We start from the raw sequence: 24,246 nt of genomic DNA, 5'->3' as shown, positions 1-24,246 counted from the left end.
GAGTGAAGAAGGTTATGCCTTGGCCGTCCGCCGAATGACAGAACCAGAAAGCGTGTTTGGACAACTGAAGAACAACCGGGGCTTCCGGAGGTTTCTGCTTCGCGGCATGGGAAAAGTGACGCTTGAAGTCGGGTGGTTTTCCCTTGCTCATAATCTGCTGAAGCAAGCTGCCAATGATCAAAAACGCAGATCAGCGATCCTCCAATAACGGGAGAATCGCTGCTTTGCTCACTTTTTGAGGTCTTAAGAATGAAGAAAGCTGTCTAAGTCATAGAAAATCCACTTATGGGACAGCCCCTTCCCGTTTCTGAAGCTTGCAGAGTGGTTCCCGGAGCTGGTCCTGGAACTGGTAAGTGAACGTAATGCCTCACTCGGCCATCGCGAGTAGCTGGCTTGATGCCTCCACATTCTCTGCTCTGGATTTTTCATCCATAATTATTAACCGACCGACCGGGGCTTCTGCTCCGGTCTCTTCTTCGATTTTGAACACATGAATCTCCCGGAACAAATGCTGTGAAATTTCATTGATCTCCACCGCTTGCCGGGCAATGTCACGGATCGCTTGATCCTGCTGGGTGCTGGAGGCATTGACCTCCTGCACACCTGCAGCAGTCTGTTCAGCCACTGCAGCTACGGAATGTACAGAATCTGCCAGCCGGGTGTTGATCTTCCGGGTCTGCTCCACCTTCTGGTGAATTTGTCCAATCTGGTGGCTGATACCGGTAATGGATTCGTCAATGGCCTCGAAAGAAGCAAGAGTCTGTTCCACCTGGTGGTCCTGCTGCTCCAGGCTTTTTTGGGTTTCCAGCATATATTCCTGAACATCCGCCATACTGTCCTGCAGATCGCCAATCATCCGGCTGATATGGATAGAGGATTCGTTCGTCTGTACGGATAAGTGCCGTACCTCATCGGCGATGACGGCAAAACCTTTGCCCGACGCCCCTGCCCGGGCTGCCTCAATGGCGGCGTTCAGGGACAGGATATTCGTCTGCTTGGAAATTTCCGTAATGGACCGGGTGATTCGAGAAATATCACCGGACTGCTGAACGAGCTTGTCCAGTGCTTCATACACCTTGGTGATGGATGCACGGGAATGATAAGAAGTCTGCCGGAGAGCAGTTACCGTCTCCGAGCCTTTGCGTGTATTCTGATTCGCCGCTTCGCTGGTTAAGAGCATCCCATCGGTGTAATCCGTAATCTCATGAACCCCGAGCTCCAGCTCCTCCAGCAGCAATGTGCTATGTTCAGATTGTTCCGCCTGCTGCCCCGCCCCGACGGATATTTCCTGGATCGTATGGAGAATTTCCTGATTGGTATGGGCAGTGATGACAGATGACTGCTGGAAGGAATGTGAATAATCTGCAAGGGAAGAAGCCGCAGTCATCGTCTGCCGCAGCATATCGCGGACCCGGCACACCATATGGTCGAAATGGTGGCTCAACCGTCCAAGCTCATCATGATAGGGTGAGTTAATCTGCTGCCGCAAATCACCATCCGCAATCTCCCGCAGGGCTGCCTGAAGCTTGCTGACCGGGGTTACGAAAGAACGGATCAGCAGCCAGCCAAGCAGCAGCGTGAACAGGAACACTCCGGCTGCTGCATAAATGATGATGGAAATCGTGTCCTCCAGCATGAGAAAAGAATGATTCTGTGCCTGCTCGGCATTATCCGCAGCTGCGGCATACAGCTTGCCGTTCGTCTCCAGCATAGATTGGCTAAGTGCCAGCGCCTTCGTATGTAAGTTATCTATTTGTTCCAGAACCGCTAACGGGTCAAGACTGTTGTTACCCATAGTCTGAATCAGTTGATCAAAAATCCCGTTATATTCTCCAGCCTGGGTTCGCAGCAGTCCCAGGATCGGGGAGGCGGGTGTATCTGTCTCAAATTTAAGTTTGGCCAATTCAGCGGTAAGCTGCTGCTGCTTGTCCTTAAAATCATCAGCCAGTTCCAGATCACTTGATTCGGCAAGTGCTGTCTCTGCACGGTTCAGCTCCTGCAGCAACTGGGTAACCGTTGAGACGGTAATCCGTTTTTCCATCTCAGTCTTTTGCTTTTCCATGGAATGCTCCACTTGCCCGATCTTATTCCCTTGGTACAGGGCCACCCCCAGAAAAATAAGCGTAATGGCGGAGAAACTTAAAATCAGCTTCCATTTCATAGAAAAGTGCAGCCGTTGTCCCTTCAAGCGAATCATCCCTTCATATCAAGCTTCAAAATACAATAGGTATATTTTACTAACACACTCATTGTAGAAGCTGGATATTAACTGCTCTCCTAACTTTTGTATGGGAATCGTAAAGAAATTGTTGCGAAAATGTTAACAGAAGGGCGCTTGCAGCGATTGCTATATAACCGCGATCCGGTTCAAAAAGCGGTTCATGAGCAGCGGCAGCGAGATGAGAATCGGCGGGTCATCCAGCCTGGGAGGATGGAGGGTCACCGGCTGATGCGGGACCAGAGAACCTGGTACGACATGGATCGGAGTCTTCGACCGGGTACGCAGTGTGGTATGCGGAAGCAGGAAATCCAGCGTGTGTGTTCCCCATGATATGGAGGTGGCAAGCAGGTAGTAGGTCCCGGGAGCCACATGTTCAAAGTGAAAATGCCCCAGGGAGGAGAGCAAGGTACCGTACAGCGGCAGTCCCTCGGGAATAGGTTTGGCGAAGAGGCCGATCAGAATCACCCCGTCAACAGGAGCCTCAGCAGATACCGTCCCGTGCACAGAAGAAGGCATCCGGCTGATCGGGTACGAAAAACTCCAATCCCGCAGCTTCCTTAACGAGCTCATCTGATCTCCGGCATATGGCACGGAATTGCGGAATTCCGCCGGAGACATACCCACCCGGGCAGCAAAACGGGAAGTGAAGGTCCCGAGGCTCTGCTGGCCAATCTCCAGCGAAATATCACGGACCGTAAGGCCCGTGCGCAGCAGCATATCCTTCGCCCGCTGCAGGCGGTGAGAGGACACATAGTACAGCGGAGACAGACCAGTCCGCTCCTTGAAGATGCGTACAAAGTGATACGGGCTGTATCCGGCATAACGGGCCAGACGCTCCAGCGGAAGTTGATCATACATATGCTCATGAATGTAGGCAATAACTCCATCAATCTCTGCAAACCGTTCTGTCACCATAAGGTCCACCCTTCTTCGGGAAGATATTAAGAACGTAAGTTCGCATAAATGATATCACAAATTTAAATGAATTGGAACCTTTCTGTTGCTGTTGCATCAGAACAAACTCACCTTATCGGGTGAATGCAGCATCTTATTGCCGCAGGTAACGGCATTGCTTCCAATTCAAGGGTATTTCTACCTCCTGTTCTGCCCGCTAGCCCGTTGACGGTTAGATCAGAGGTATTTCCTCTTAGGCCCGTTTAGTTCATTTCGTTCCCCCCGGTCTACTTCACGTTTATCCCTCTCACTTTTCAATTGGAGTTATCCACAGTTTTTTACACAGTATCATTTCCTATACAAAAAAAAGCAGGCTCCAGCTACCCGGAAACCTGCCTGTCCTATTTGGTAATTCTCTTTACATGCGTGATCTATGCCTGCTCCGGTGTGCCCTCTTCCATATACACGGACTCCCATAGATGACCGTCGATGTCCTGAAAGCTCCAGCTGTACATAAAACCGTGGTCAATCGGGTCATTATACTTCTTGCCGCCTGCGGCCAGCGCCTTATCCACCAGCTCGTTCACCTCTTCCCTGCTGGATGCGGAGAAAGCCATAATCACTTCAGTGTGGCTGGAGGTGTCGACGATTTCTTTGGAAACAAAGGTTTTGAAGAATTCTTTAGTCAGCAGCATGACAAACGTATTGTCGTTGAGAATCATACATGTCGCGTTCTCATCCGTAAACTGTGGGTTGAACCCGAAACCAAGTGCGGTAAAGAAGTTAATCGAAGCCTGCAGATCATTTACCGGCAAATTCACAAAAAGCTGGCCTGCCTGAAATCCCATTCTCTAGAACGTGTCTGAAAACTCCTCATTGAGTCAATTTGAAGATGACAGCTACATATACAAACGCCAAGAATGACTTGGCCAACTTGTCGTAACGAGTAGCCACAGGCGAAAGTGTTTGATTTTATTGAAAAGGCACTCCACTAAGTGGCGTTCTTTGTACCGATAACAATCGACTTTCTACGGGTTTTGACTATTCGCTTTAGTGGGGATGGTGTAGGATGCCTGCTTAACTGTAATCCAATTTCGAATCGCTTCGGAGCCATAGGCTTTGTCGCCAAGAATAGGGCTTCCTGTAATTTCAAGCCTCTGAAGTAAATCAATCGCTGGAACGGAATCGTAGACTTGACCACCCGTCAGAAGAAAAGCGAGGGGATTTCCTAATCCATCGACGACGGTGTGAAGTTTGGTTGTCTTTCCGCCACGACTGACGCCGATGTGCTGATTTACTTCGTGGCCTTCAATGTTTTTTTAGCACCGGCACTATGTTGATGGGCTTTGACGGATGTCGAATCAATGCTCAAGTTTTTAAAGTCAGGTTCGACCTAAAGGCTTGAAAGATCTCAACAAGCAGTCCGGTATCTTGCCACTTGCAAAAGCGACTGTAGACCGTTTTCCAGGACCATAGCGTTCTCCGGTAAATCGAGCCAAGCAGCACCATTTCGAGCGATCCATAGAAAAGCGTTAAACATGGTTCGTTCACTTAATTTTGACGGACGTCCTGTTCGGTAGGGTGGAAACAATCCCCTTAATTTGATCCCACTGTTCATCGCTTATTTCGTACCGTCTTTGAATCATGTTTGACGCTCCATTCGTTTTTCTCAAGTCTTACCATGTTATTTATTGTGTGACCGGTTACGAAATCCTGAAGAAAATGGACGTCGAAGGCAAAAACGTCATGGCCGACCGGGAATACGATACCGATAAAATTATCGCACCGCTGGAAGAGAAGTAAGCGAACTCAATCATTCCAAGCCGTAAGCACCGTACGTTTCAACGCCGTCTTTTTTTCGGAATAATGAAACTGGCGATTTAATGAATAGATTTAAAATAGATTTAATGTCAATTGATTTGTTATCATCGAGATTATTAGTGCTTTTTTTTCACATGGTGTTTATCTTGTCTATTCAATAATAATAATGGCGTATTTAAATTTCAGACTTTTTCCGGTAGTTCTTTTCATTTTTCCAGCATTTGTATCAAAAAAAAATCAGATTTTTTACGCAAAAAACCCCCTTGTATCTGCGGCATTCAGCAGATACAAGGGGGTTTGCGCTTCGTATACCAATATTCAATTCATCTTCCCCGGGAGTGCGCTGCCCTACTGTTCCAGCAGCACCTGAAACCATTTTAGGTTCAATTCATGGTGCGCTCTGACATTATTCATCATCGACTTTGCAGTATCGTAGATCCTGTCTTGCTTGGCATCCAGCACATGATCAATTTCAGCAATTTTGCGCCGTGTCTGCTCCATCTGCACCGCTACGGCCGACTTGAATTGCCCAGGATCATATTGGTGGGCAAACAGCGTGGTCATATAAAAGGCTAACGTAATATCGTCCGTCTGCAGCGAATATTTGGCCATGAGCGCTGTGAAATGCTCGTTGCCCTGCGGTGTAATCTCGTAGATGTACTGTTCGGGATAGTTGTTAACGCTAACGACTTCAACCAGCTGGACCAAGCCTTCCTCCGCTAACTTCTGCAGGTTGTAATACAGCGATCCCTTCGTCATATGAACAAGATACCTGTAATCCCGTTCCTTGAAGACATTCAACAATTCATAAGCGCTGGATTGTCCGCAATCCTTCAACAGACCCAGTATTAATAAGGGTATAATAATAATTCCTCTTTCTATCGATTATTGAAAATCACGGAGATGCTCAGCGATCCATTCTCTAAACGTATAAGGCTCCCGGCCAAGAATCGTCAGCACCGTGCCGGTCACGCCGAGCTGATGCTTGACTGTATACTCCCAATCCTGGACTCTAAGGTTAATATACTCTTCAGCAATGTAGTTCTTCATATACGAACGGAAGTCCCCGATCGTCTGCTCTTCCAGTTCAAGCGATTGTCCCAGTTGCTTAGAGATTTCGGTCAATATGTTCCTCTGGCTAAGAATATTCGCCCCTGTAAGCGTCAAGACCTGCCCGGAGAATTTGCCAAAATCGGTTAGAACCACACTGATAACTTCTGCAATATCTGTTTCATGCACACTGGCCAGCTTAGCCTCAAGGGCCGGTAACCGGATTTTCCCCTTATTGTATCTAAAAAGGTCCCTCCAGTAAATGGTGTTGTGCATGAAGGCCTCGGCCCGGATAAAAACATACTGAAAGCCATACGCCTTAATTTGATCCTCGACCTTTTTATGTTTAAGGGCATTCTCGTTGTAACCGGCATCCGACCGGTTAATGGAAGCTGAGGATAAGAACACAATGTTCCGGACGCCCTTAGCCCGAGCAGCCTGCAGAATCTCTTCGGCATCATCCAGCAGGATCAGGAATAAGGTCTCAACGCCGCGCAGGCTGTCTGACCAGGCGCTGCAATCCTTGATATCGCCGGTGACGACAATCATATGATCTGTCCGATCTGTTAACAGCCTCTCAGGTGTTCGGGTGAGGGCTTTAAATTTGACATCCTTAAGCTTGAGGTAATTTACAACCCGATTTCCAACGGTTCCAGTTGCTCCAGTAATAAATAGCATTATAAGGACCTCTTTTCCAATATATTAGTCTAATTAGACCACAAATCAAAATATAGTCTAATTAGACTAATATAGCAAGGGATATTATACAAAGAACACAGCCCCAGGGGACTATGTTCTGAAAGTACGCCCAGCATGGGCGTCATCTCTAGGGTGAAAGTCCTGAACGAGGGCTGGCGAGCGCCTACCGTTAGTCAAAGGCAAGGGTGTTCACCGTGAGGTAGATCTGAAGGAAGCCGGAGGCAAAAGCACGGGCCAAGGTACACGAACTGGATTTGAGGCTGTGTCAGTCAGATGAGCCACCTATACATGACGAAATCCAAAGCCGCCAAAGGCTTGCGCGTTAAACTCGAGTGGTCGCGGGCGGAAAGATGGCATTCTTATCTGGGGAAGCCTGAAAGATCTCAACAAGCAGTCCGGTATCTTGCCACTTGCAAAAGCGACTGTAGACCGTTTTCCATGGACCATAGCGTTCTCCGGTAAATCGAGCCAAGCAGCACCATTTCGAGCGATCCATAGAAAAGCGTTAACATGGTTCGTTCACTTAATTTTGACGGACGTCCTGTTCGGTAGGGTGGAAACATCCCCTTAATTTTGATCCCACTGTTCATCGCTTATTTCGTACCGTCTTTGAATCATACTTGACGCTCCATTCGTTTTCCCCAAATCTTACCATGTTATTTAGTTTTCAGACACATTCTAATCACCTCTGCAAGTATTTGTAGTGTTACCGCTCGATTATAACTTGAAAGGACAGGAAGTAATTCTTCCCGATTGCTGTTTGTCCCATGCCGTTGATCGGGCTCGATGAACTTACTGCAGACGGCTTATTGAAAATGTTTCGGGTGAGGAGTAACCTGAAAGAAAGAAGAAATCATGAGTATTACAATCCGCACGAGTACTATTCCATCTCTTTTTACACGAATTCTGTATGCTGAAGATATCAACGATCTGAGGGGTGAAATGAATGCCTAACATTTGGATGCATCTGGAGTATGGGCAACAGCTAGCGGAAGAGTTCCGCGGTGAGTTCCCTTTTCTTACGGAGATGAAATCCCGTCCTGAGCTGTACCAGCTCGGCTGCCAGGGACCGGATTTCCTGCTGTACCACAGCTTTCTGCCCTGGAAAAAAGATACCCGGGCGCTTCAGCTCGGCGATCTCATGCATACGGAGAATTGCGGTCCGGTGTTGATCGAATTCTGGCAGAGAGCCCTGGCCCTTCCCGCCGACGAGCTGAAGGAGACGCAGCAATACTTTCTCGGCTTCCTTACCCACCATCTGCTGGACCGCAACCTTCATCCCTACATCAACTGGAAAGCGGGCTACAAGCACCGCAATCACCAGCGTTTTGAGATTGTCCTCGACACCTTGTTCATGAAGCGGCTGAGACAGTTGGATACGTGGCGGCATGCCGCCTGGAAAAAAATCAATGTGGGCTCCCACTTGCCCGCCCCCATCCATACCATTCTGCATGAAACCGCATCTGACTGGTATCCCGAAACCCGGCGCCTTCCCGCTGAAATCTGGCATGAAGCGTACCTGGACATGATTTTGGCGCATAAATGCTTATTCGATCCCAAGGGCTGGAAGAAATCCCTGCTGAGGGGCAAAGCCCGCCGCCTGTTTTCACAGCAGCTGTCCCCAGCCGAGGAGAAGCTCGATTATCTGAACGAAAAACACGGGGAGTGGCGGCATTCTGCACTCTACTCCGAAGTCCGGACCGAAAGTGTCTGGGACCTGTGGGAGGAGGCGCTTGCAGAAGGACGGACGGTGCTGCGGGCTCTGGCTTCGTGGCTGAACAGCACGGTGCCGGCTGAAGGCGCCCGGGCGCTGGAGCAGTTCAAGCTGGTGCTGGGCGACCGTTCCTATGATACAGGCAAAGAGTGCAGCAGCAATCTTAAGAACAGGTATGCCGAACCGATCTGGGAAGCAGGAATTATATCCTGAAAATCAAAGCAACCTCCGATTTCCTTAAAGCATATCCCAGGACAGCAAAGCAGCGCTTCTTCTATAAAAGAAAAGCTGCTTTGCTTGTTTTGTTTGTTTATCGAAACTATGACCCGCTCCATTCACCTTAACCGTTCATCCTGCCGTCTTCATGCTCTATAACCACGCATGCTCCACCCCCGGGTGTGTTGCTCAACCGGATCTCGCCGCCCAGCTTCGCTGCAAGCTGCTTTGCAATATACAGACCAAGCCCGGAATGCCCGTCCCTGCTGCCCCTGGCGTCATCCCCCCGGTAGAATTTCTGAACAGCCTTCTCCAGGTCTCTGCGGCTAAATCCGGGTCCGGTATCACAGACCTCGTAACAGATGCGGCTGCCGTGCACGGTAACCGCCACAGAAATGGAGCCACCGCCTGGCGTATATTCCAGACTGTTCATCACCACATTGTCGAGAATACGCTCTAGAAGCTCCGGGTCGGTGTGCAGGGATATTCCTGCAGCCTCCCCCATTCTCAGAACGATTTCAACGCCCTTCCGGCCAGCCTCCAGCGAGTAAGCCGTGATCTTGCGGTCCAGAAACGGTGCCAGCTCAAAAGTCTCGGGATGGAGTATGGAACCCGCCTTTTCCATATCCGATGTATACTGCATCTGCCGCACCCGTTCGCTGCTTTTGTCCGCATTCTCCCGGATCACCCCAAGATAGCGAAGAAGCTTCCCGTCTTTCGGGTCCCCGGAGTCAATCAACGCTTCGGCATAGCTGCGGATGATGGAGAGCGGAGCCTTGAGATCATGTGCCAGCGCTTCGACCATCTCCACCCGTTCCTGCTCCATCCGCCATTGTGCCGACAGGGAGCTCGCAAGCTCCGTTTTCATCTCGGCAAAAGCACTGCTGAGCTGGCCCAGCTCATTATCCGAATGATAGCTAATTTCGAAGTCGAGATCCTTCTCTTTAATCTTGCGGGCGGCTTCCATCAGCAGGCGCAGCGGCTTGTTGATATTGCCGGCAACAAGGCGCGAGAATAACAGCGAGAATAAGAGAATATAGAGGAACGGCGACACCAATGCACCGATAAAAATCACCGTTATCCACATGTTGCCGGATTCATTCACATAAGTAGGCTTCAGTGCGTAGGACAGCAGCACCGCACCTTTGACTGTGCCTTCCGCGTCAATGACCGGCACCGTGCGCACATATCTGCCTTGAATACCCGTCGTAGTATTCAGTAGCTTGTACAGCTCCGTTCTGCTGTGAATACGCACATTATCCAGTGTGCCATATAAGATGTCCGCATTCCCGTCCACCACCTGGTAGGTGATGCCCTCACCCGGAATCGCCGCTTCCAGCGCCGGTCTGGCGGATGAGGCAAGCAGCTCTGTTTGTTTCTGCAGAATATAGCTTTCGATGGCAGGCAGGCGTTTCTCATAATGATTGGCGGGATACACCAGCTTATTCTCCACCCGCATAAAGAGCAGCGCAGCCAGAGCATAAGTGATCACCGTCGCTACCACGCTAGTCAGGATAATATAGGTGAAGGCCAGTTGAAACTGGGTCTTAAGCGGTTTTTTGTTCATACGGCAGCTCCTTGATTAGTGAATGATCCATTTGTAGCCGATTCCCCATACCGTAGAGATATAATCGCCGGAGGGATCGGCCGCGGCCAGCTTGGCCCGGATCTTCTTGATATGCTCAACTACGGTCGATGCATCTCCTTCGGCATCATAACCCCAGACTTTCTCGTAAATATGCTCGCGTGAAAAAACCTGGCCGCCATGCAGCGCCAGCAGCTCAGTGATATCATATTCCCGCCGTGTCAGTGTGACCGGCTCCCCTGCTACGCTGACCAGCCGTTCCTTCAGACTCAGCTCCAGCTTGCCAAACCGCAGCCGGTTGTACTGCTGCGGCTTTTGCCGTGACCGTTCTTCTCTCCGCAGGTTCCCCTCGATCCGGGCCATCAGCTCGCGGAGGCCAAACGGCTTGATCACATAATCATCTCCGCCCAGCGTCAGTCCGCGGACCCGGTCCGCTTCCGACTGTCTGGCACTCAGGAAGATAATCGGACAGCATATCTGGTCTCGGATGCTGCGGCAGACTTCAAAACCATTCATCCCCGGCATCATAATGTCGAGGATGATCAAATCCGGTTCACGCTCCACTTGCCGGACACCTTCAATCCCGTCAGAAGCGGACAGCACCTCATACCCCTTGGCCTCCAGCTCATCTGTGAGCAGTTGAACCAAGGCCTCTTCATCATCGATGATCAAAATTCTGCTCAATTCATCCCTCCTGCCCTTCGCTATTCGTAGCTGTCACGGCCTTCCCATCTACAAAACCATAGTATACTACAAGCGGTCACAAGCATGAATACCATACAGGCTGGAACGAGACCCCGAACCAGATTGTCCCGCAGGAATCCTGATAACTGGAAGCCATCCGGCAGTGATACCCCTGGCATAGCCAGGCCGGGAAGCCCGGCAAGCCGGGCAGGCCAGGACCAGGGTACGTAGGGCCATATGGCATCACCTATGGAAGTGGTGCCTATGATGGCAGCCACCAGCAGACCCGCTCCCCCTGCTCCAACAGAAGCGCCCAGCCCGAAAGCCAGCGCCAGATACAGATGTAGTACGCACAAGGCCAAGCTGCCCGCAAGCGCAAGCAGACCGCTGAGCAGGAAGATTCCTGCTCCAGGATGCTCCAGTTGAAGAATATACCGCATCCCGGGGAGCAGCACCAGCATGGAACCAAAAAGGAATACTGCAACCAGCAGAATCAGCTGCAGCAGCTTGCCAAGATAGATCAGCGTTCTGGGCGCACTCTGCCCCAGCAGGCCGTTGAAATGGCCGGCGTTCTCTTCCTGGGCAGCAAGAAGTCCGGCCAACAAACCTATACCGACAGGCAGAACTATACTAGCAGACTGGAAAAAGGCGTGGTGAATCTTATACGGAAGTTCCGATGTACGAACAGGGCGGGCGAAATACCATAATAGAAGCGCAGGATAGCCCAGAACTGCCATCCCTGTCAACCAGCGGACTGGTGTCCGCTTTGTTTTGAGCCAATCCGAGGCCATTAATCGCAGCAGCATGACTATTTCACCTCTTTCCGGTCAAACCATACTCCTGTTAGCCAGGAACTGGCCGCAAAAAACAGCAGTGAAACGGCAATTCCCGCTGGAATAACCGAGGTGTCCAGCAGGGGGTCCCCAGTTTCAAGCGGGACGCCGTTTGGATGAACTCCGGCTACCGGACACATCAGCCGCAGTGCCCAGCTCCAGGGCACATAGAGCCAATGGGGACCAGGTGCGGCAAGGACACCAGCGAACATGCCTGCAACACCCAGCCCGATAGATGCGGCCATTCCTTTCCAGGCAGCAGCCATGAGCTGCAGAGGAATCAGGCTTAATGAGACCAGCCAAGTGAGCAGGCTGGCATATACTACCTTTTCCACAGGAAGGGTTCCATCCGTTATCAGCAGACCTGCAAGCAGAGCAGCAGCAATGGTTCCCAGTGATGACAGAAGCAAATAGTAAGCAAGCACCATGATTTTGCCGATCCACAGTAACCCGGGACGGATATTGTGCAGGCGTAAGCTGCGGTAATGGCCGGCCTTGCGTTCCCTAACCTCGGCCAGTGCACAGAGCAGCGCTGTGCCGAGCGGCACGAAAATAAACGGCCACCAGTTAAAAACCATGCTGAGGAACAGTTCCCCTGGCAAGCTCTGTCCTTTGGGAATGTACAGTAGGGCAATGAGCGCGAACAGTACAAAGAACGACGGGGCAGCCCAAACCAGCTTCACCGAAAAGCTGCGTTTGTATTTCAAATGCTCTGATTGAAGGATATTAAGCATGCTGCACACCCGCCTGTTCCCGGTTTCGGGCAACGACCTGCATAAACAGCGCTTCCAGATCCTCGCCTGTATGGATTTCGCTCTCATAGCCCAGCCGTCCACCGCTAATAATGCCGATATGATCGGCGATCTGCTCCACCTCGGACAGAATGTGGCTGGAGAGAATCACCGTGATTCCCTGCCCAGGGAAGGAACGGATCAGCTCCCTCAGCTCCTGAATGCCCAGCGGGTCGAGTCCGTTCGTCGGTTCATCCAGAATCAACAGCTCCGGCTGGTTCAGCAAGGCAATCGCTATACCGAGTCTTTGTTTCATCCCGAGCGAGAATTGGGACGCCTTTTTGGAACGTGTCTCCTGCAGATCCACTGTGCCCAGCAGCTCTTCGATCCTTTGCGCAGGCAGTCTCAGCAGCTTCGCATGAACCATTAAGTTCTCCCTTGCCGTAAGGTTGCCGTACAGTGCAGGAGCTTCAATCAGTGCCCCGATCCGCTCCAGATGCCGTCTCTCCCAGGGCTTACCCCCAACCAGAATCTCCCCTTCACTTGGACGCAGAAGTCCTGTAATCATTTTTAGTGTAGTTGTTTTCCCTGCCCCATTGGGTCCAAGAAGTCCGTATACTGTGCCTTTCGGTATCTTCAGCGACACATCCGCCACGGCCTGCTGCCGTTTGAACCGTTTACTCAAATGCCTTGTCTCCAGAATATATGGCCGCATCTAATCTCTTCCTCTCATTTCTGTGTGGAGACAGATTAACAAGAGAAAATAAAGATTTGATAATGTTTACCCGAATACTATTTGTCCGCTGTTATTGTTTAACCTCCGGTTAACTCCCTTGTAATATTCGGCTGTTACGATCAGGGCAAGAAGACCATAGGGAGGGATTCCATGCGCCTGGCCTTATTTACGGACACGTTTCTTCCGCAAACCAACGGTGTCGCCCGCACGCTTGGCCGGTTGACCAGCCACCTGAACCGCCGGGGGATTGAGCATCTGCTGTTTACACCCAAATCCGCCACTGAAGGCAGCTACCCCGATCCGGTTCGTCCTGTCGCCAGCATTCCTTTTTTTCTGTATCCGGAGTGCAGGCTGGCTCTGCCCAGCATGTCCTCGATTCAGAGCCAGCTGAATTCCTTCCAGCCAGATCTGCTGCATATGGCCACCCCGTTCAACATTGGCCTGTGCGGCCTCCGTTATGCGCATAGGCAAGGCCTTCCTCATGTTGCCTCCTACCATACCCATTTCGACCGTTACCTGGAATACTACCGGGTACGCCGAATTGTCCCCCTTTATTGGAAATACATGAAATGGTTCCACCGCTCTTGCGATGCTACGTTTGCCCCATCCCGGGAAACGATACGCACACTGCAGGAGCAAGGCTTCGAGCGGCTGCAGCTCTGGTCGAGAGGCATTGATTGCCGGCAGTATTCTCCGGACAAACGCAATGCCGCTGAAGTACGGGAGCGTTATGGAATCACCGAACCGCTGATACTGCTCTATGTAGGCCGGATTGCTCCGGAAAAAGATATCTCCACCCTCCTGCAAGCTGTACGGCATCTCCCCGAATCTGTTGCTGCTGGGGTTCACCTGCTAGTGGTCGGTGACGGCCCTTTACTGCCCGAGCTGCGGTCCCAGGCCCCCCGGAATGTGACCTTCACCGGCGTGAAGCACGGTGAGGAACTCGCAGAGCTGTACGCCTCCGCCGATCTGTTCGTGTTCCCTTCCAGCACGGAAACCTTCGGGAACGTGGTTCTGGAGGCTATGGCCTCAGGGTTGCCTGTCATTGCCGCCGGTGCAGGCGGGTCTATGGAACTGGTGATGCCCGGGATTAACGGCGAGCTGTTTCAGCCGAATGATCCGGGAGCGCTGGTTGAGGAGATATGCCGCATGGCCAACAACTCGATTCTACGGGAGATCATGGGGATGGAAGGACGAAGACAGGCGCTTGGCCGTTCCTGGGAACACATTTTTGACGGCCTGATCCGCGATTATGAAGAAGTGATCGACAGCAGACGTATCAAGACCAGAGCGAAGATATTCACAGCCTGAGGGAGCAACGGAAGAATCCTGCTCCGGTTCCACTGGGAGATGGATGGATGAATGTATGTCTGCTGTAAGGTTTTATGTGTATCACGCATGTAGAAACGGCTGCGCCGTCCTTCACTGGACAGCACAGCCGTTTTGGATTGGGGATACCGGGGTACCTTGCTTTTCCCATCCGGCGGGTAAGCCGGTGCTTCCTCTGTCATTCCATTCCTCCTTGAACCCTGGGCAGAGGCAGGACCTAAGTGGAAAAAGTGAATTTAGATCTAAGCCTCCTGTTCTCCCGAAAGCGCTAGTTGGAAAAAGTAGACTTCAATAGGCCTATTTCCCTCTTTACAGCTGAATTTGCTTCGTTTAAGTCTACTAATTCCCACTAACACCTCAGCAGAAGGTTTTTGAGCATATTTAAGTTCACTAATTCCACTTCACTCCCCTCAGTACTAGAGTCCCATGCGGTCCTGCGGAGCCAGCTGTCCTTGCTCCAGTAAGTCATATTTGGACAGCTTCATATTCACAATGGCAAAAGCCCGGTCCAGCTCCTGCTGTTGACGCACCAGATCCTGCTTGTATTCCCGTAGAATGGCCGCACGCTGCGGAATCGTCGAATCGCCTTGAAGCGTAAGGTCTACCATTTGCTTCAAAGTGGCCACCGGTAATCCGGTTACCCGAAAACAGTTCAGGAGCGAAATAGACTCCAGATCCTTTTCCTCAAATATCCGATTCCCGTATTCGTCCCGCTGAAGCGCTGGAAGCAGCCCTTCCTTTTCATAATAGCGGATGGTATGCGGAGCCAGCCCCAGCTTCTCCGAAGCCTCTTTAATGGAGATTCCCAAGTAAGCCACTTCCCTCTGACCACTACAGTGATCCAGTTTCCCCCTAGTATACGGCTTAAAGTGTACTTTACGTCAAGACGGCTCAGATATTGAACTTCACTCCGGTCATCTGCTCACTGAGTACCCACAGCCGCCCAGCAGACTCCCGGTCAACGGCCCACGGCCAGACTCCCGAGCCCTGCACACTGTCTGCCGGAACAGCTTCGGCAATATCAGCATCCTCACAGTAGACGCCTCCCAGGCTATCAAGTTGTTCACTAACCGCACACCATACACTGGTTGCAGCTCCCTGCTCCGTAGTTTTCATGAAGTCAGGCTGTTCCATGCTTGGAGACAATCCCCCCTCCTCCTTGACGGATTGAAGAGTCTGGATCGGCTTCACGCCCCCCTCTTCTGACTCCAGGAAACGGCCAATTCCCGAGGAAGGAATGAGGCCTGGATGGACAGCGAAAGCCCGGACTCCGTACGCTTTGGCTTTATCATCCAGAGCTACTGCAAACAGTACATTCGCACTTTTGGACTGGGCATAAGCTTTCCATTTGTCATATTCCCGCCGTTCAAAGCTCGGATCACTGAGATCAACACCACCCAGGCGATGCGCCCGGGAGGAGACCGAGATGACCCGGGCCTGACCCGCCTGTTTCAATGCAGGCCAGAGACGGGCCGTTAGCTGAAAATGCCCCAGATGATTGGTGGCGAATTGCGACTCATAGCCGCGCGTATCACGTGCCAGGGGTGCAGCCATTATCCCTGCACTGTTGATGAGAAAGTGAAGCGGCCGGCCTGAAACGATGAACCGCTGGGCGAAGCTGTCAATAGAAGCGGGGTCCATCAAATCAAGGGCTTCCAGCTCCAGACCGGGAATGCCGGATACTGCAGCTATAGCCTTTTCCGGTGTCCGCGCCGGTACAATTACAGTGGCTCCCGCTTCGGCTAACACACGTGAGGTTTCCAGGCCAATTCCGGAATATCCACCAGTAACTATTGCTACTTTACCAGTCAGGTTCAGACCGCCGATTACTTCTTTGGCTGTTGTCTGGACGTCGAATCCCGTTGCTAGCGGCGCTTGTACCGTTCGATGATTATGTTTTTGTGCTTCCATGTAGTATCCCTCCATATCGTTTGTTCGGGATCATCATATTCCTTAAAGTTCACTTTAAGGCAAGCCATAATTTTATTAATAACAGAGCAGCTTCCTCACATAACAAAAGCACATGAATTCTCCAGGGGGAATTGTTCATGTGCAAGTGTCATTCTCAATGTAATTTTCAGTACATATCTACTTAATCCTACCGCTTAGATGGGCAATCAATCGATATCACGCTGAATGGTACGCTGCAACACTTCGAAATTCTCAGCCAGCACCCGGGCACTGACCGTTTCACGGTTCAGCAGATAGATTGCCTTCCCCAGTAGACGGTCCATTTTTCTCCCGCTATGCCTGCTGCTTGTCCGAAGCCGCCTGCTGGATGCTTAGCCATTCACTTCCAAGCAGGCCGTAGGCATAGGTATCATGCCAGAGCGGATGTCCTTCAATATCGTTTTTGAAGTACCCTGTCTGAAGCAAATGCCCTTCCCGGCGCAGCTGCAGCCGCTCAAGCAATTGCCAGGAGTGATAGTTGCGGGGATCACAATGAGCAGTTACTCTGCGGATCTGCAAGTCACTGAATGCATATTCCAGCAGCCTTAGGCAGGCCTCTGTTGCATAGCCTTGGCCCTGAAATCCACTCCCAAAGACATAGCCGAGCTCCCAAGTCTGGAACTCCTGCGGCTCCTGCTGCTGAAAATAGAGATTGCCTATCATTTTACCGGACGCCTTCAAGCATACCGCCCAAAAAGCATGATCCGTAGAGCGCCTAAGCGCCTCCGCCTTACTCGCCTCCTCATCAAAAACCCCGTAAGGCTCGTACCTCACCACCTCTTCCCGGGAAAGATAATCATGCAAATCCTCCCAGTCTTCCGGCTTGAAGCCTCTCATCGTTAAACGCTGTGTTTCCAGAACTTCCATAGTTTTGTCCCCTTCATCCCTACTTCACCGTATTAGAACTCCCCACAATAGTAGCAATGGCGATCCAAAATATTCAATATATTTTCTTGTTAAATCCATATTTTACCGAAACATTCCTGCGGAGAAGCCGTCTATATGAACACTTGCACACCTTAAAGCCTGTTTCTCACCTCATCACCCATCCTGAAAGGAGAACTTCATATATGGCCAAAAAAATGCTTCTGCCCGCCGCAATTGCATTGCTGCTGTTATCGGGTGCATCCCCTGCTCCGGTATCCGCCCAAAAGGCTGCAACCGTGCAGGTCGTGCTGACCTTCACCAATCACTCCACACTCGCAAGCGGCGAGACAGGGGATGGACAAATCAAGAATGGTGTCACCTATATGCCAGCTTCTATAATCACGCCTGCAGGATTTGCACTCAAGTGGGACAATTCCAGTAAAAAAGCTGTTTTCAGCGGCTGGGAGAAAAGCTTCACCGTTCAGGTTGGAAGCCGCACCGGTGTGCTCGATGGCAAAAAGCTTGACACCGGCGGCACTCCTTACCTCTTCAATCATCAGCTCTATGTGCCTGTAAAATTCATCGTATCCGCTCTTGAGGGTAAAACCGTCCGCTGGAATCCACAAACGCAGCAACTCCTGGCGGACGGACTCCATATGTACCGTGCCTACTCCGAGAGCCACGCAGGTTCCGTTTACACCGCTTCCCTGGATACCGGCGAACTATTCATCACCACTGGAGGCAGCCCCAAGCGCAAGCTTGCTTCCCTGGGTAGCGGGCTGGATCTGGTCCACTTCAAATTTGAACAGACACCGGCTGGACTTACCATGCTGCGCATCAGCAATAGTTACGGGGAGCCTCATATTTATCGGGAATATTTCACCTACCTCCTCAAGAACGCTGCCCTTATCCGCCAGGCCCATACAGGTTTCCATTCCACCTTCAGCGAGCCAGCCGTATGGTCCGGAGGCAAGCTGCTGCTGAACGACGGCCACACCTTGCGGCTCATCGAGGATGGGACAGGGGATGTAATTGAAACCATAGATCTGCCCCAACTGATGGGCATAAGTAAAAGCAACCCTCCTGCCGTGTACTATAACGTCGAAGGCTGGTATTCGGATGTGGCGGTAATTCGTCCTGGTGATACAGGATTCCTGACATTGGTGAACCGCAGCACCGGTGCACAAACCCCGCTCTACAAAGTGCTGGTGGATGCAGACCGGCAGCGGGTGCTGGAGCAGGTCGATTCGATGTTCCCGGGAGACAATATCTTCCTGACCGGACGGACTGGCAACACCTTAACCTTTACCGGGTATATCACCGGCGACAAGGATGAAGTGTATACCTATACCCTTCCGGGCGGAAAGTAACCAGATACAAACAAACAAAGCATTCACATTCCACTACCCCTAGCGGCAATCTGCATCATTGGCCTCCAAGACCCGATTTTAACAAAAACCACGGCAAGCGTCTGGTACGCCTGCCGTGGTTCTCTTTAATTCCGCCACCCATTCTAACAATGATGCCGTACCAGATCAGGGTACAGTTCTTCTCCCAAGCTTAAGCTCAGCGCGATTTGCGCAGCCCGGCCAGAGGGGCTCCCTGTGCAAAAAAGCGTTCAATATTCCGCTCCACCGCTGCATCCGGGATCAGTGGAGGCGCCTGATGCGGCTTCACACGGGCGTCAATGATCACATTATCGCAGAACCAGTGTTTGTTCTCTACACCACTGTTCACCCCATAGATATCATGTGAGGGATTGCTGCGCGTAAAGGTTGCCCAGAGGAAGTTGTTTAACGTTTCACTCATGAAAGTACTATCGTCGCATAGGATGATCATCGGACAGCTATCGAGCACACCTTGCTCCTGAATGGCGACACTCAGCTTGTCCGTCTCCTTCTGGGCTGCCGCATAATCAATAAACTTCGGTCCCTGCAATGCCACGATTCCCGGTATAATCATTTTTGCTTGTCCAAACGTCTGCAGATTCTTCAGAATCCCCGGTACCTCCGTACACAAGGTCCGTTTCTGCTCTCCCACCGCTGCAAAAACCACTTTACTGCCGCTGTTAATCCCCGTGCCGGAATAATCCAGGGTGTCTATCGTAGTATGGGTCTGAAAATGAATGTCCCGGTGCAAATTGATCCGCTCCAGAATATAGATCAGGAAATCCCCGATCTTGTGCGTGCTGACCGGCCGGTCTTCTTCCGCTGTAATGAACAGATACTTCGCCAGACTGAGCTGTCCTGTCCCGAGTATCCGGTTCGCGATGGTAAGCAGCTCCGCCGGCTGCTTCAGCTGCTGGTACGGGGTATAACGCTCGCTGCCGACGGCTAACAGCAGCGGATGTACGCCAGCTGCATCGACCGCATGCACCTCTTTGACTCCAGGCACCTCCTGCTTCACCGCTCCGCCTGTCAGCTCATGGATCAATTCTCCGAAGGCCGTATCCTCCTGCGGCGGGCGTCCTACAACGGTGAACGGGAAGATGGCCCCTTTTTTGGCATAGACCTTATGCACTTTCATCACAGGGAACGGATGGGTCAGACTGTAGTAGCCCAAATGGTCGCCAAAAGGCCCCTCCGGTCTGGTCTCCCCGGGATGAATCTCGCCGGTAATGACAAAGTCGGCATCACTGCTGATGCAGAAGCCGTCCGCATAGCTGTAGCGGAAGTGGCGCCCCGCCAGAAGCCCTGCAAAGGTCATTTCGCTTAAGCCTTCGGGCAGAGGCATGACCGCAGACAAGGTATGTGCGGGAGGTCCCCCGATGAAGCAGCTGACCTTGAGCGGCTGGCCTTTCTTCGTAGCCTTGGTCTGGTGAATGCCGATGCCCCGGTGGATCTGGTAATGCACGCCGACTTCCTTATTGATCTCATACTCATTGCCGCTAAGCTGAATACGGTACATGCCAAGATTGGAATTCATAATGCCGGGCTTGTCCGGGTCCTCAGAATAGACCTGAGGCAGGGTGATAAACGCGCCGCCGTCCCCAGGCCAATGCTTAATTTGCGGCAGGTCGGATATTCGGATCTCCTCGAAGCCCGCCGGAACGCCGCTCCCTTTTTTCAATGGCAGGGCTTTTCTGGCGGCCAGCCCAGTGCCGACATATTTGAGCGGCTGCTTGAGCGCCTTCATTGGATCACTACGCAAGGCAATCACATCCTGGGATGACTCCCAGGTATCACGAAATATAAATTTACTGCGTTCTATAGTGCCGAACAGATTCGACACTGCGCGGTACTTCGAGCCTTTGACCTTCTCGAAGAGCAGGGCGGGACCACCCGCTTCGTATACCTTCAGATGTATCGCCGCCATCTCAAGGTTCGGGTCGACTTCCTCAGGAATACGGACCAGATGTCCGTGTTTTTCCAAATCGGTAATACATTCTTCCATATTGCGGTATCTCATGGTCTTACTCCAATCTCCAGAAGAAATGTGAACTTCTTTTATTATCAATGAGGGGAGCCGCGAGGTCAACGCCAAGCGGTGTTCTGACAGGCGCTGATGCTCGAAATCAAAGGCAGAAATACCTTTGATTCCGCTCTCGCAGCGCTGGCCCACGAAATCAAAAAGAAGGCTTCTCCTCGCAGAACATTCTGCGGGAAGACAGCCTCCTACTGTAAAAATATACACTTGCGGTTCATCAGTCTAATCAGTCCAAAGTTTTCAAGGGCCACACCCCGGTAAATTCAACCTCATGATAAGCGTAAAAAGCACTCAGAATTTCCTCGCGGTCATCGGTGAACAGCTGATCGGCCACCCCGGCCACTAGCTTCGGTACCGCATTCTTCATGCCGGAGATGGCGGATGCCGACAGGCCGCAACTGGCAAGCGCGGAATAGTTGAAGACGAACAGTCCGTGTACAAACTTGCGTCCCTCTTCCGTACGGGGCTGGAGCGCAAAGCCCGGGCTTAGATACGGGTGAGCATCCAGCAGCGCATTCGCCTCTCCAGACGGTGCTTCGTAACGGTCGCTCCAGCGGGCGATATGGCTCTCGACCTGACGCAACTCCGGACGCAGGCCCGGGTCGCTGAGCAGACCGGTGCTAACTACGAGAAAGTCAAAGGAGAATTCACCTTTCGGCGTTGTCACTACTGCCTTGTCTCCTATAGCTTCGACCTTCAGCCACGGCGAACCCAGATGAAGCTGGAAGCCCGGCCAAGCCGCTGCACGGGCAAAGGTATCATTGGTCGGCGGCTGATTGAATTTGAAGAAATGCGATATCACTGCATATTTCTCCGGGTCAGACAGCGTATGGTACCGTTCAATCATACCTGAGACTTCCATCTGGCGGATCGGATTAACATTCGGAAGCTGCTCGCGGCGGACAAACACATGGGCTTCCGCTGCCCCCCCGGAGAGCAGATAATTCGCGTTGTCGAATGCTGAGGCTCCGCCGCCGAGAATGGCGATTCTTTTTCCCCGGAGGAACGTATAGTCCATATCCTCTGAGGTATGGGCATACATGGCTTTCGGCAGATGGTCAGCTACCATCGGGGGCACATGCCATTCGCCTCCCCCCTGGATACCTGTAGCCAACACTACCTTACGCGCCAGCAAATGCTCCTTCGGCGCTCCAGCACCTGAGATATGAAGGCGGTGAATTCCATCTTCACCAGGTTCTATCAGCTCTAGCCGGACCTCATTGACCACGGGCAGGTCCAGAACCCTCCGGTACCAGCGCAAATAATCCATCCAGTCGCCGCGCGGGATTTTATCGACGGCCTCCCAGCTCTCAGCCCCGTTCTGCGCCTCCCACCAGGAGCGGAAGGTTAATGAAGGAATCCCCAGATCAACCGAGGTTAAATGTTTCGGTGTTCGCAGCGTGACCATCCGGGCGTAAGTTTCCCAAGGTCCTTCCAGCCCTTCACTGTTCTCATCGATCAGCAGAATGTTCGATATCCGTTCACGGAGCAGTCCAAAAGCCGCTCCGAGGCCGCTTTGCCCACCGCCCACAATTACAACATCATATACATGGCCTGCCGGATGGCTCAGCGGCCGCACCCAGTCTGCGCCTCCATAGGCAAGATAGGAAAGATCCGTTTTCACTCGTTCATTTAAGGTTTCCAGGCTCATTCTTCCTCAGACCTTTCGGGTAGCATCTTTAGGCCATATTATAACGTGTAAGCCCCGTCTTTTGAATGGATATGTCAGGTTTATTGTCATTGCATCCAAAATCCCTGAACCAGATTGTATCCAATCACTAACATTTGGGGTCCAACCCTACTATAATATTGACAAAAGAATAAATCTTGCTACCGAATGGTATCCGTGTTAGATTTCCTGCCACTGGCTGGACTGTTTCATTGTTCACTTAAAGCTCCGCTCTGATAAACTCCAGCAGCCTTTGCTTCTCTTCCTCGACGATAGAATCAACGTCCAATTTACGTGCAGCGAGCGGAACCAGCCACTGTTCCACCTCACGGTAAGCAATCCCCGTCAGCCGTTCGTATTCTTCGCTGAATACCCGGATGATATGTTCTCTTACGGAGTCAAAGAAATCCGGCACATCCGCAGGCAGACCCGGCGGCAGAACCGAATAGCGGATCATGATGATGTATTCACCGAGATCCGCTTCGGGGTTACCGGTCGAAGCATTCATCCAGTCGATAACTACAGGTTCGCTATCCCGTATCAGGATATTTCCCGGGTTGGGGTCTCCATGACAGAGCTGGTACTTCAAAGGCAGGCGATCCAGCCGCTCAACGACCCGCTTCTTCTCATCTGAAGTCAGATAACGGGCTGAATGGATATTCCATTTCAGCGCTTCGCGCTGCGGTGGCATCGAAGGGATCACCTGGCTATGAATGTGGCTTAGGCTGCGGGCGGTGATGCGGATATTCTCATCGTCACTGTCCGTCCATTTCCTGTCTGCAGACACCTGCATGAACAGCTGTATGAACCGTTCCATTAGCGACTCCCCATAGATGCGCTCTGTCACCATCCCCGGACGGCCATCGACTTCGGTTAATTCGTAGGGGCGCGGCACAGTCAGTCCTTTTTCCCAAGCCGCTTGCGTATTGCTGAACTCTCTAGCCAAGGCATCCATTCCGGTATTGCTCTTGGCAAGCTTGATAACCTTTGACGTATCTTCCCACTCGTAAATTTCCGCACATCCGCCTTCGCCAATCTTCATTCCCAGTAATCCATTCACAGCTCAGATTCCTCCTTATTTGAAAAAGCGGTCTCACCGGATGAGTGCTCCACTATACGCCTGAGCTGCTCCTGTACATTCTCCGTACACAGCCCGCCATGATAGCAGACAATTTGGTCAATGTCGTAATCCAGCAATTTATTCAGGGAGTTGAACGCTGCCGGCAGGTCAGGTGTGGTTTGATTGGTTGGGGTTTGCAGCTCCCCGTTTACGGAAGGCAATGCGTCTCCGGCAATCAGTATCCTGCTTGTCTGCAAATACAAACTGATATGTCCCGGGGTATGCCCAGGAGTAAAAATCACTTCAACACCACCACAAAAATCAAGCACATCCCCGTCATTTAGCGTATGATTCACCTTTACATGATAAGGAAGGTCGAACATATGCTGCAGCTGTGGAGGCAGTTCTCTTTTTAATAGCGGAACCGTTCCTTCGATGAAAGGCTGATCCAGTGCGTGGGCATACACCACCAGCGGTCTATCTGCTAATTCCATCAGGTCCTGCACACCGCCAATATGATCAATATCCTGATGGGTCAAAATCACGGCAGATAACCGCTCGACAGCTACGCCGGCCCGCTTCATGCCTTCTACTATCTGTGTGCCATGCCCGTAAAAACCCGCATCGATCAGGATCGCCCTATGTTCGTCCCACACCAAAGTGGAATTCAAAATGATGCCCTCGATTTCTAGCGGTATGATGGCTGCGCCTTCTGCTATATTCATTTTTAGTTCCTCCTTGCCGTTTCAAGGACCCTTTCA

At 51.6% G+C, this 24,246-nt stretch carries 23 protein-coding genes and 2 pseudogenes; 4 read left to right on the top strand and 21 right to left on the bottom strand.

Features of this window, described 5'->3' with window-relative positions:
• Positions 1 to 208, top strand: a 208-nt coding sequence (locus A3848_RS18545; RefSeq protein ID WP_178382038.1) for a transposase, incomplete at its 5' end; no start/stop codon positions are given.
• A gap of 159 nt (positions 209 to 367) precedes the next feature.
• Here A3848_RS18545 and A3848_RS18540 read toward each other — a convergent pair.
• The 7 genes and pseudogenes from A3848_RS18540 to A3848_RS33030 form a co-directional block, all read right to left on the bottom strand.
• Positions 368 to 2,161: a methyl-accepting chemotaxis protein gene (locus A3848_RS18540; RefSeq protein ID WP_178382037.1), complete on the bottom strand. Its 1,794-nt coding sequence runs from the start codon at positions 2,159 to 2,161 to the stop codon at positions 368 to 370.
• A 186-nt stretch (positions 2,162 to 2,347) separates the two neighbouring features.
• Positions 2,348 to 3,136 carry a helix-turn-helix domain-containing protein gene (locus A3848_RS18535; protein WP_074086387.1) on the bottom strand — a complete coding sequence of 263 codons (789 nt, stop codon included), beginning with the start codon at positions 3,134 to 3,136 and terminating at the stop codon, positions 2,348 to 2,350.
• Positions 3,137 to 3,546: 410 nt separating this feature from the next.
• Entirely contained in the window at positions 3,547 to 3,963 is a 417-nt protein-coding gene (locus A3848_RS18530; RefSeq protein WP_074086386.1) for a VOC family protein, read from the bottom strand.
• Positions 3,964 to 3,988: 25 nt separating this feature from the next.
• A pseudogene (locus A3848_RS31390) lies at positions 3,989 to 4,761 on the bottom strand (IS5 family transposase).
• Between the two features lie 523 nt (positions 4,762 to 5,284).
• Complete coding sequence (locus tag A3848_RS18515; protein WP_167374749.1) at positions 5,285 to 5,773, bottom strand: PadR family transcriptional regulator; 489 nt, start codon at positions 5,771 to 5,773, stop codon at positions 5,285 to 5,287.
• Positions 5,774 to 5,821: 48 nt separating this feature from the next.
• The gene (locus A3848_RS18510) at positions 5,822 to 6,664 is read right to left on the bottom strand and encodes an NmrA family NAD(P)-binding protein (RefSeq protein ID WP_074086384.1); all 843 of its coding nucleotides are present in this window, start codon (positions 6,662 to 6,664) and stop codon (positions 5,822 to 5,824) included.
• A 397-nt stretch (positions 6,665 to 7,061) separates the two neighbouring features.
• Positions 7,062 to 7,303 (bottom strand): annotated as a pseudogene (locus tag A3848_RS33030) (transposase); the annotation flags it as partial.
• A gap of 328 nt (positions 7,304 to 7,631) precedes the next feature.
• Between A3848_RS33030 and A3848_RS18500 the strand changes: the two are divergent.
• Positions 7,632 to 8,612, top strand: coding sequence for a zinc dependent phospholipase C family protein (locus A3848_RS18500; protein WP_074086383.1), 981 nt, complete (start codon positions 7,632 to 7,634; stop codon positions 8,610 to 8,612).
• A 127-nt stretch (positions 8,613 to 8,739) separates the two neighbouring features.
• Here the strand turns inward: A3848_RS18500 and A3848_RS18495 are convergent, their stop codons facing one another.
• The 5 genes from A3848_RS18495 to A3848_RS18475 are packed head-to-tail and all read right to left on the bottom strand — an operon-like array spanning position 8,740 to position 13,163.
• Positions 8,740 to 10,182 (bottom strand): sensor histidine kinase, encoded by a 1,443-nt coding sequence (locus tag A3848_RS18495; RefSeq protein WP_074086382.1) that lies wholly within the window; start codon positions 10,180 to 10,182, stop codon positions 8,740 to 8,742.
• A 15-nt stretch (positions 10,183 to 10,197) separates the two neighbouring features.
• A complete protein-coding gene (locus A3848_RS18490) occupies positions 10,198 to 10,884 on the bottom strand; it encodes a response regulator transcription factor (protein ID WP_074086381.1) in 687 nt (228 codons plus the stop codon).
• Positions 10,885 to 10,904: 20 nt separating this feature from the next.
• Positions 10,905 to 11,690, bottom strand: a complete 786-nt coding sequence (locus A3848_RS18485; protein WP_074086380.1) for a lantibiotic immunity ABC transporter MutG family permease subunit — start codon at positions 11,688 to 11,690, stop codon at positions 10,905 to 10,907.
• Between the two features lie 2 nt (positions 11,691 to 11,692).
• Positions 11,693 to 12,451, bottom strand: coding sequence for a lantibiotic immunity ABC transporter MutE/EpiE family permease subunit (locus tag A3848_RS18480; protein ID WP_074086379.1), 759 nt, complete (start codon positions 12,449 to 12,451; stop codon positions 11,693 to 11,695).
• The gene (locus A3848_RS18475; protein WP_074086378.1) at positions 12,444 to 13,163 is read right to left on the bottom strand and encodes a lantibiotic protection ABC transporter ATP-binding protein; all 720 of its coding nucleotides are present in this window, start codon (positions 13,161 to 13,163) and stop codon (positions 12,444 to 12,446) included. Before A3848_RS18475 ends, A3848_RS18480 begins: the two co-directional genes overlap by 8 nt.
• A 171-nt stretch (positions 13,164 to 13,334) precedes the next feature.
• Between A3848_RS18475 and A3848_RS18470 the strand changes: the two genes are divergently transcribed.
• Entirely contained in the window at positions 13,335 to 14,495 is a 1,161-nt protein-coding gene (locus tag A3848_RS18470; protein ID WP_074086377.1) for a glycosyltransferase family 4 protein, read from the top strand.
• Here A3848_RS18470 and A3848_RS18465 read toward each other — a convergent pair.
• The 5 genes from A3848_RS18465 to A3848_RS18450 all read right to left on the bottom strand — a co-directional run bounded on the left by A3848_RS18465 (position 14,435) and on the right by A3848_RS18450 (position 17,330).
• On the bottom strand, positions 14,435 to 14,695 hold the full coding sequence (locus A3848_RS18465; protein ID WP_074086376.1) for a hypothetical protein: 261 nt from the start codon (positions 14,693 to 14,695) through the stop codon (positions 14,435 to 14,437). The genes A3848_RS18470 and A3848_RS18465 overlap by 61 nt on opposite strands.
• Before the next feature lie 234 nt (positions 14,696 to 14,929).
• Complete coding sequence (locus tag A3848_RS18460) at positions 14,930 to 15,322, bottom strand: MerR family transcriptional regulator (protein WP_074086375.1); 393 nt, start codon at positions 15,320 to 15,322, stop codon at positions 14,930 to 14,932.
• Positions 15,323 to 15,404: 82 nt separating this feature from the next.
• Positions 15,405 to 16,424 (bottom strand): SDR family NAD(P)-dependent oxidoreductase, encoded by a 1,020-nt coding sequence (locus tag A3848_RS18455; RefSeq protein WP_074086374.1) that lies wholly within the window; start codon positions 16,422 to 16,424, stop codon positions 15,405 to 15,407.
• Between the two features lie 206 nt (positions 16,425 to 16,630).
• Positions 16,631 to 16,747, bottom strand: coding sequence for an HTH domain-containing protein (locus tag A3848_RS33570; protein WP_143192171.1), 117 nt, complete (start codon positions 16,745 to 16,747; stop codon positions 16,631 to 16,633).
• A gap of 10 nt (positions 16,748 to 16,757) precedes the next feature.
• Positions 16,758 to 17,330 carry a GNAT family N-acetyltransferase gene (locus tag A3848_RS18450; RefSeq protein ID WP_074086373.1) on the bottom strand — a complete coding sequence of 191 codons (573 nt, stop codon included), beginning with the start codon at positions 17,328 to 17,330 and terminating at the stop codon, positions 16,758 to 16,760.
• A gap of 203 nt (positions 17,331 to 17,533) precedes the next feature.
• Here A3848_RS18450 and A3848_RS18445 point away from each other — a divergent pair, with 203 nt between their 5' ends.
• Positions 17,534 to 18,700: a copper amine oxidase N-terminal domain-containing protein gene (locus A3848_RS18445; RefSeq protein WP_074086372.1), complete on the top strand. Its 1,167-nt coding sequence runs from the start codon at positions 17,534 to 17,536 to the stop codon at positions 18,698 to 18,700.
• 196 nt (positions 18,701 to 18,896) lie between these two features.
• Here the strand turns inward: A3848_RS18445 and A3848_RS18440 are convergent, their stop codons facing one another.
• The 4 genes from A3848_RS18440 to A3848_RS18425 all read right to left on the bottom strand — a co-directional run bounded on the left by A3848_RS18440 (position 18,897) and on the right by A3848_RS18425 (position 24,210).
• Complete coding sequence (locus A3848_RS18440) at positions 18,897 to 20,738, bottom strand: UbiD family decarboxylase (RefSeq protein WP_074086371.1); 1,842 nt, start codon at positions 20,736 to 20,738, stop codon at positions 18,897 to 18,899.
• A gap of 244 nt (positions 20,739 to 20,982) precedes the next feature.
• Entirely contained in the window at positions 20,983 to 22,407 is a 1,425-nt protein-coding gene (locus A3848_RS18435; protein ID WP_074086370.1) for an FAD/NAD(P)-binding protein, read from the bottom strand.
• Positions 22,408 to 22,645: 238 nt separating this feature from the next.
• Positions 22,646 to 23,485, bottom strand: a complete 840-nt coding sequence (locus A3848_RS18430; protein ID WP_143192428.1) for a phosphotransferase — start codon at positions 23,483 to 23,485, stop codon at positions 22,646 to 22,648.
• Positions 23,482 to 24,210: an MBL fold metallo-hydrolase gene (locus A3848_RS18425; protein WP_074086369.1), complete on the bottom strand. Its 729-nt coding sequence runs from the start codon at positions 24,208 to 24,210 to the stop codon at positions 23,482 to 23,484. The genes A3848_RS18430 and A3848_RS18425 overlap by 4 nt, the downstream gene beginning before the upstream one ends.
• Positions 24,211 to 24,246 lie beyond the last annotated feature (36 nt).

It is taken from the genome of Paenibacillus sp. P32E, from assembly GCF_001909085.1.
GTDB classification, from domain to species: domain Bacteria; phylum Bacillota; class Bacilli; order Paenibacillales; family Paenibacillaceae; genus Paenibacillus_AQ; species Paenibacillus_AQ helianthi.
The sequence above is the reverse complement of the archived record's forward strand: the minus strand, read 5'-3'. Positions and strand labels throughout refer to the sequence as shown.

What these genes read in the sequence shown, in the direction of transcription:
- A3848_RS18450 (WP_074086373.1), bottom strand. Translation starts at nt 17,330, where the DNA reads ATGGAAGTTCTGGAAACACAGCGTTTAACGATGAGAGGCTTCAAGCCG.
- A3848_RS18480 (WP_074086379.1), bottom strand. Translation starts at nt 12,451, where the DNA reads ATGCTTAATATCCTTCAATCAGAGCATTTGAAATACAAACGCAGCTTT.
- A3848_RS18530 (WP_074086386.1), bottom strand. Translation starts at nt 3,963, where the DNA reads ATGGGATTTCAGGCAGGCCAGCTTTTTGTGAATTTGCCGGTAAATGAT.
- A3848_RS18440 (WP_074086371.1), bottom strand. Translation starts at nt 20,738, where the DNA reads ATGAGATACCGCAATATGGAAGAATGTATTACCGATTTGGAAAAACAC.
- A3848_RS18535 (WP_074086387.1), bottom strand. Translation starts at nt 3,136, where the DNA reads ATGGTGACAGAACGGTTTGCAGAGATTGATGGAGTTATTGCCTACATT.
- A3848_RS18455 (WP_074086374.1), bottom strand. Translation starts at nt 16,424, where the DNA reads ATGGAAGCACAAAAACATAATCATCGAACGGTACAAGCGCCGCTAGCA.
- A3848_RS18495 (WP_074086382.1), bottom strand. Translation starts at nt 10,182, where the DNA reads ATGAACAAAAAACCGCTTAAGACCCAGTTTCAACTGGCCTTCACCTAT.
- A3848_RS18500 (WP_074086383.1), top strand. Translation starts at nt 7,632, where the DNA reads ATGCCTAACATTTGGATGCATCTGGAGTATGGGCAACAGCTAGCGGAA.
- A3848_RS18540 (WP_178382037.1), bottom strand. Translation starts at nt 2,161, where the DNA reads ATGAAATGGAAGCTGATTTTAAGTTTCTCCGCCATTACGCTTATTTTT.
- A3848_RS18445 (WP_074086372.1), top strand. Translation starts at nt 17,534, where the DNA reads ATGGCCAAAAAAATGCTTCTGCCCGCCGCAATTGCATTGCTGCTGTTA.
- A3848_RS18465 (WP_074086376.1), bottom strand. Translation starts at nt 14,695, where the DNA reads ATGACAGAGGAAGCACCGGCTTACCCGCCGGATGGGAAAAGCAAGGTA.
- A3848_RS33570 (WP_143192171.1), bottom strand. Translation starts at nt 16,747, where the DNA reads ATGGACCGTCTACTGGGGAAGGCAATCTATCTGCTGAACCGTGAAACG.
- A3848_RS18510 (WP_074086384.1), bottom strand. Translation starts at nt 6,664, where the DNA reads ATGCTATTTATTACTGGAGCAACTGGAACCGTTGGAAATCGGGTTGTA.
- A3848_RS18425 (WP_074086369.1), bottom strand. Translation starts at nt 24,210, where the DNA reads ATGAATATAGCAGAAGGCGCAGCCATCATACCGCTAGAAATCGAGGGC.
- A3848_RS18470 (WP_074086377.1), top strand. Translation starts at nt 13,335, where the DNA reads ATGCGCCTGGCCTTATTTACGGACACGTTTCTTCCGCAAACCAACGGT.
- A3848_RS18435 (WP_074086370.1), bottom strand. Translation starts at nt 22,407, where the DNA reads ATGAGCCTGGAAACCTTAAATGAACGAGTGAAAACGGATCTTTCCTAT.
- A3848_RS18485 (WP_074086380.1), bottom strand. Translation starts at nt 11,690, where the DNA reads ATGCTGCTGCGATTAATGGCCTCGGATTGGCTCAAAACAAAGCGGACA.
- A3848_RS18475 (WP_074086378.1), bottom strand. Translation starts at nt 13,163, where the DNA reads ATGCGGCCATATATTCTGGAGACAAGGCATTTGAGTAAACGGTTCAAA.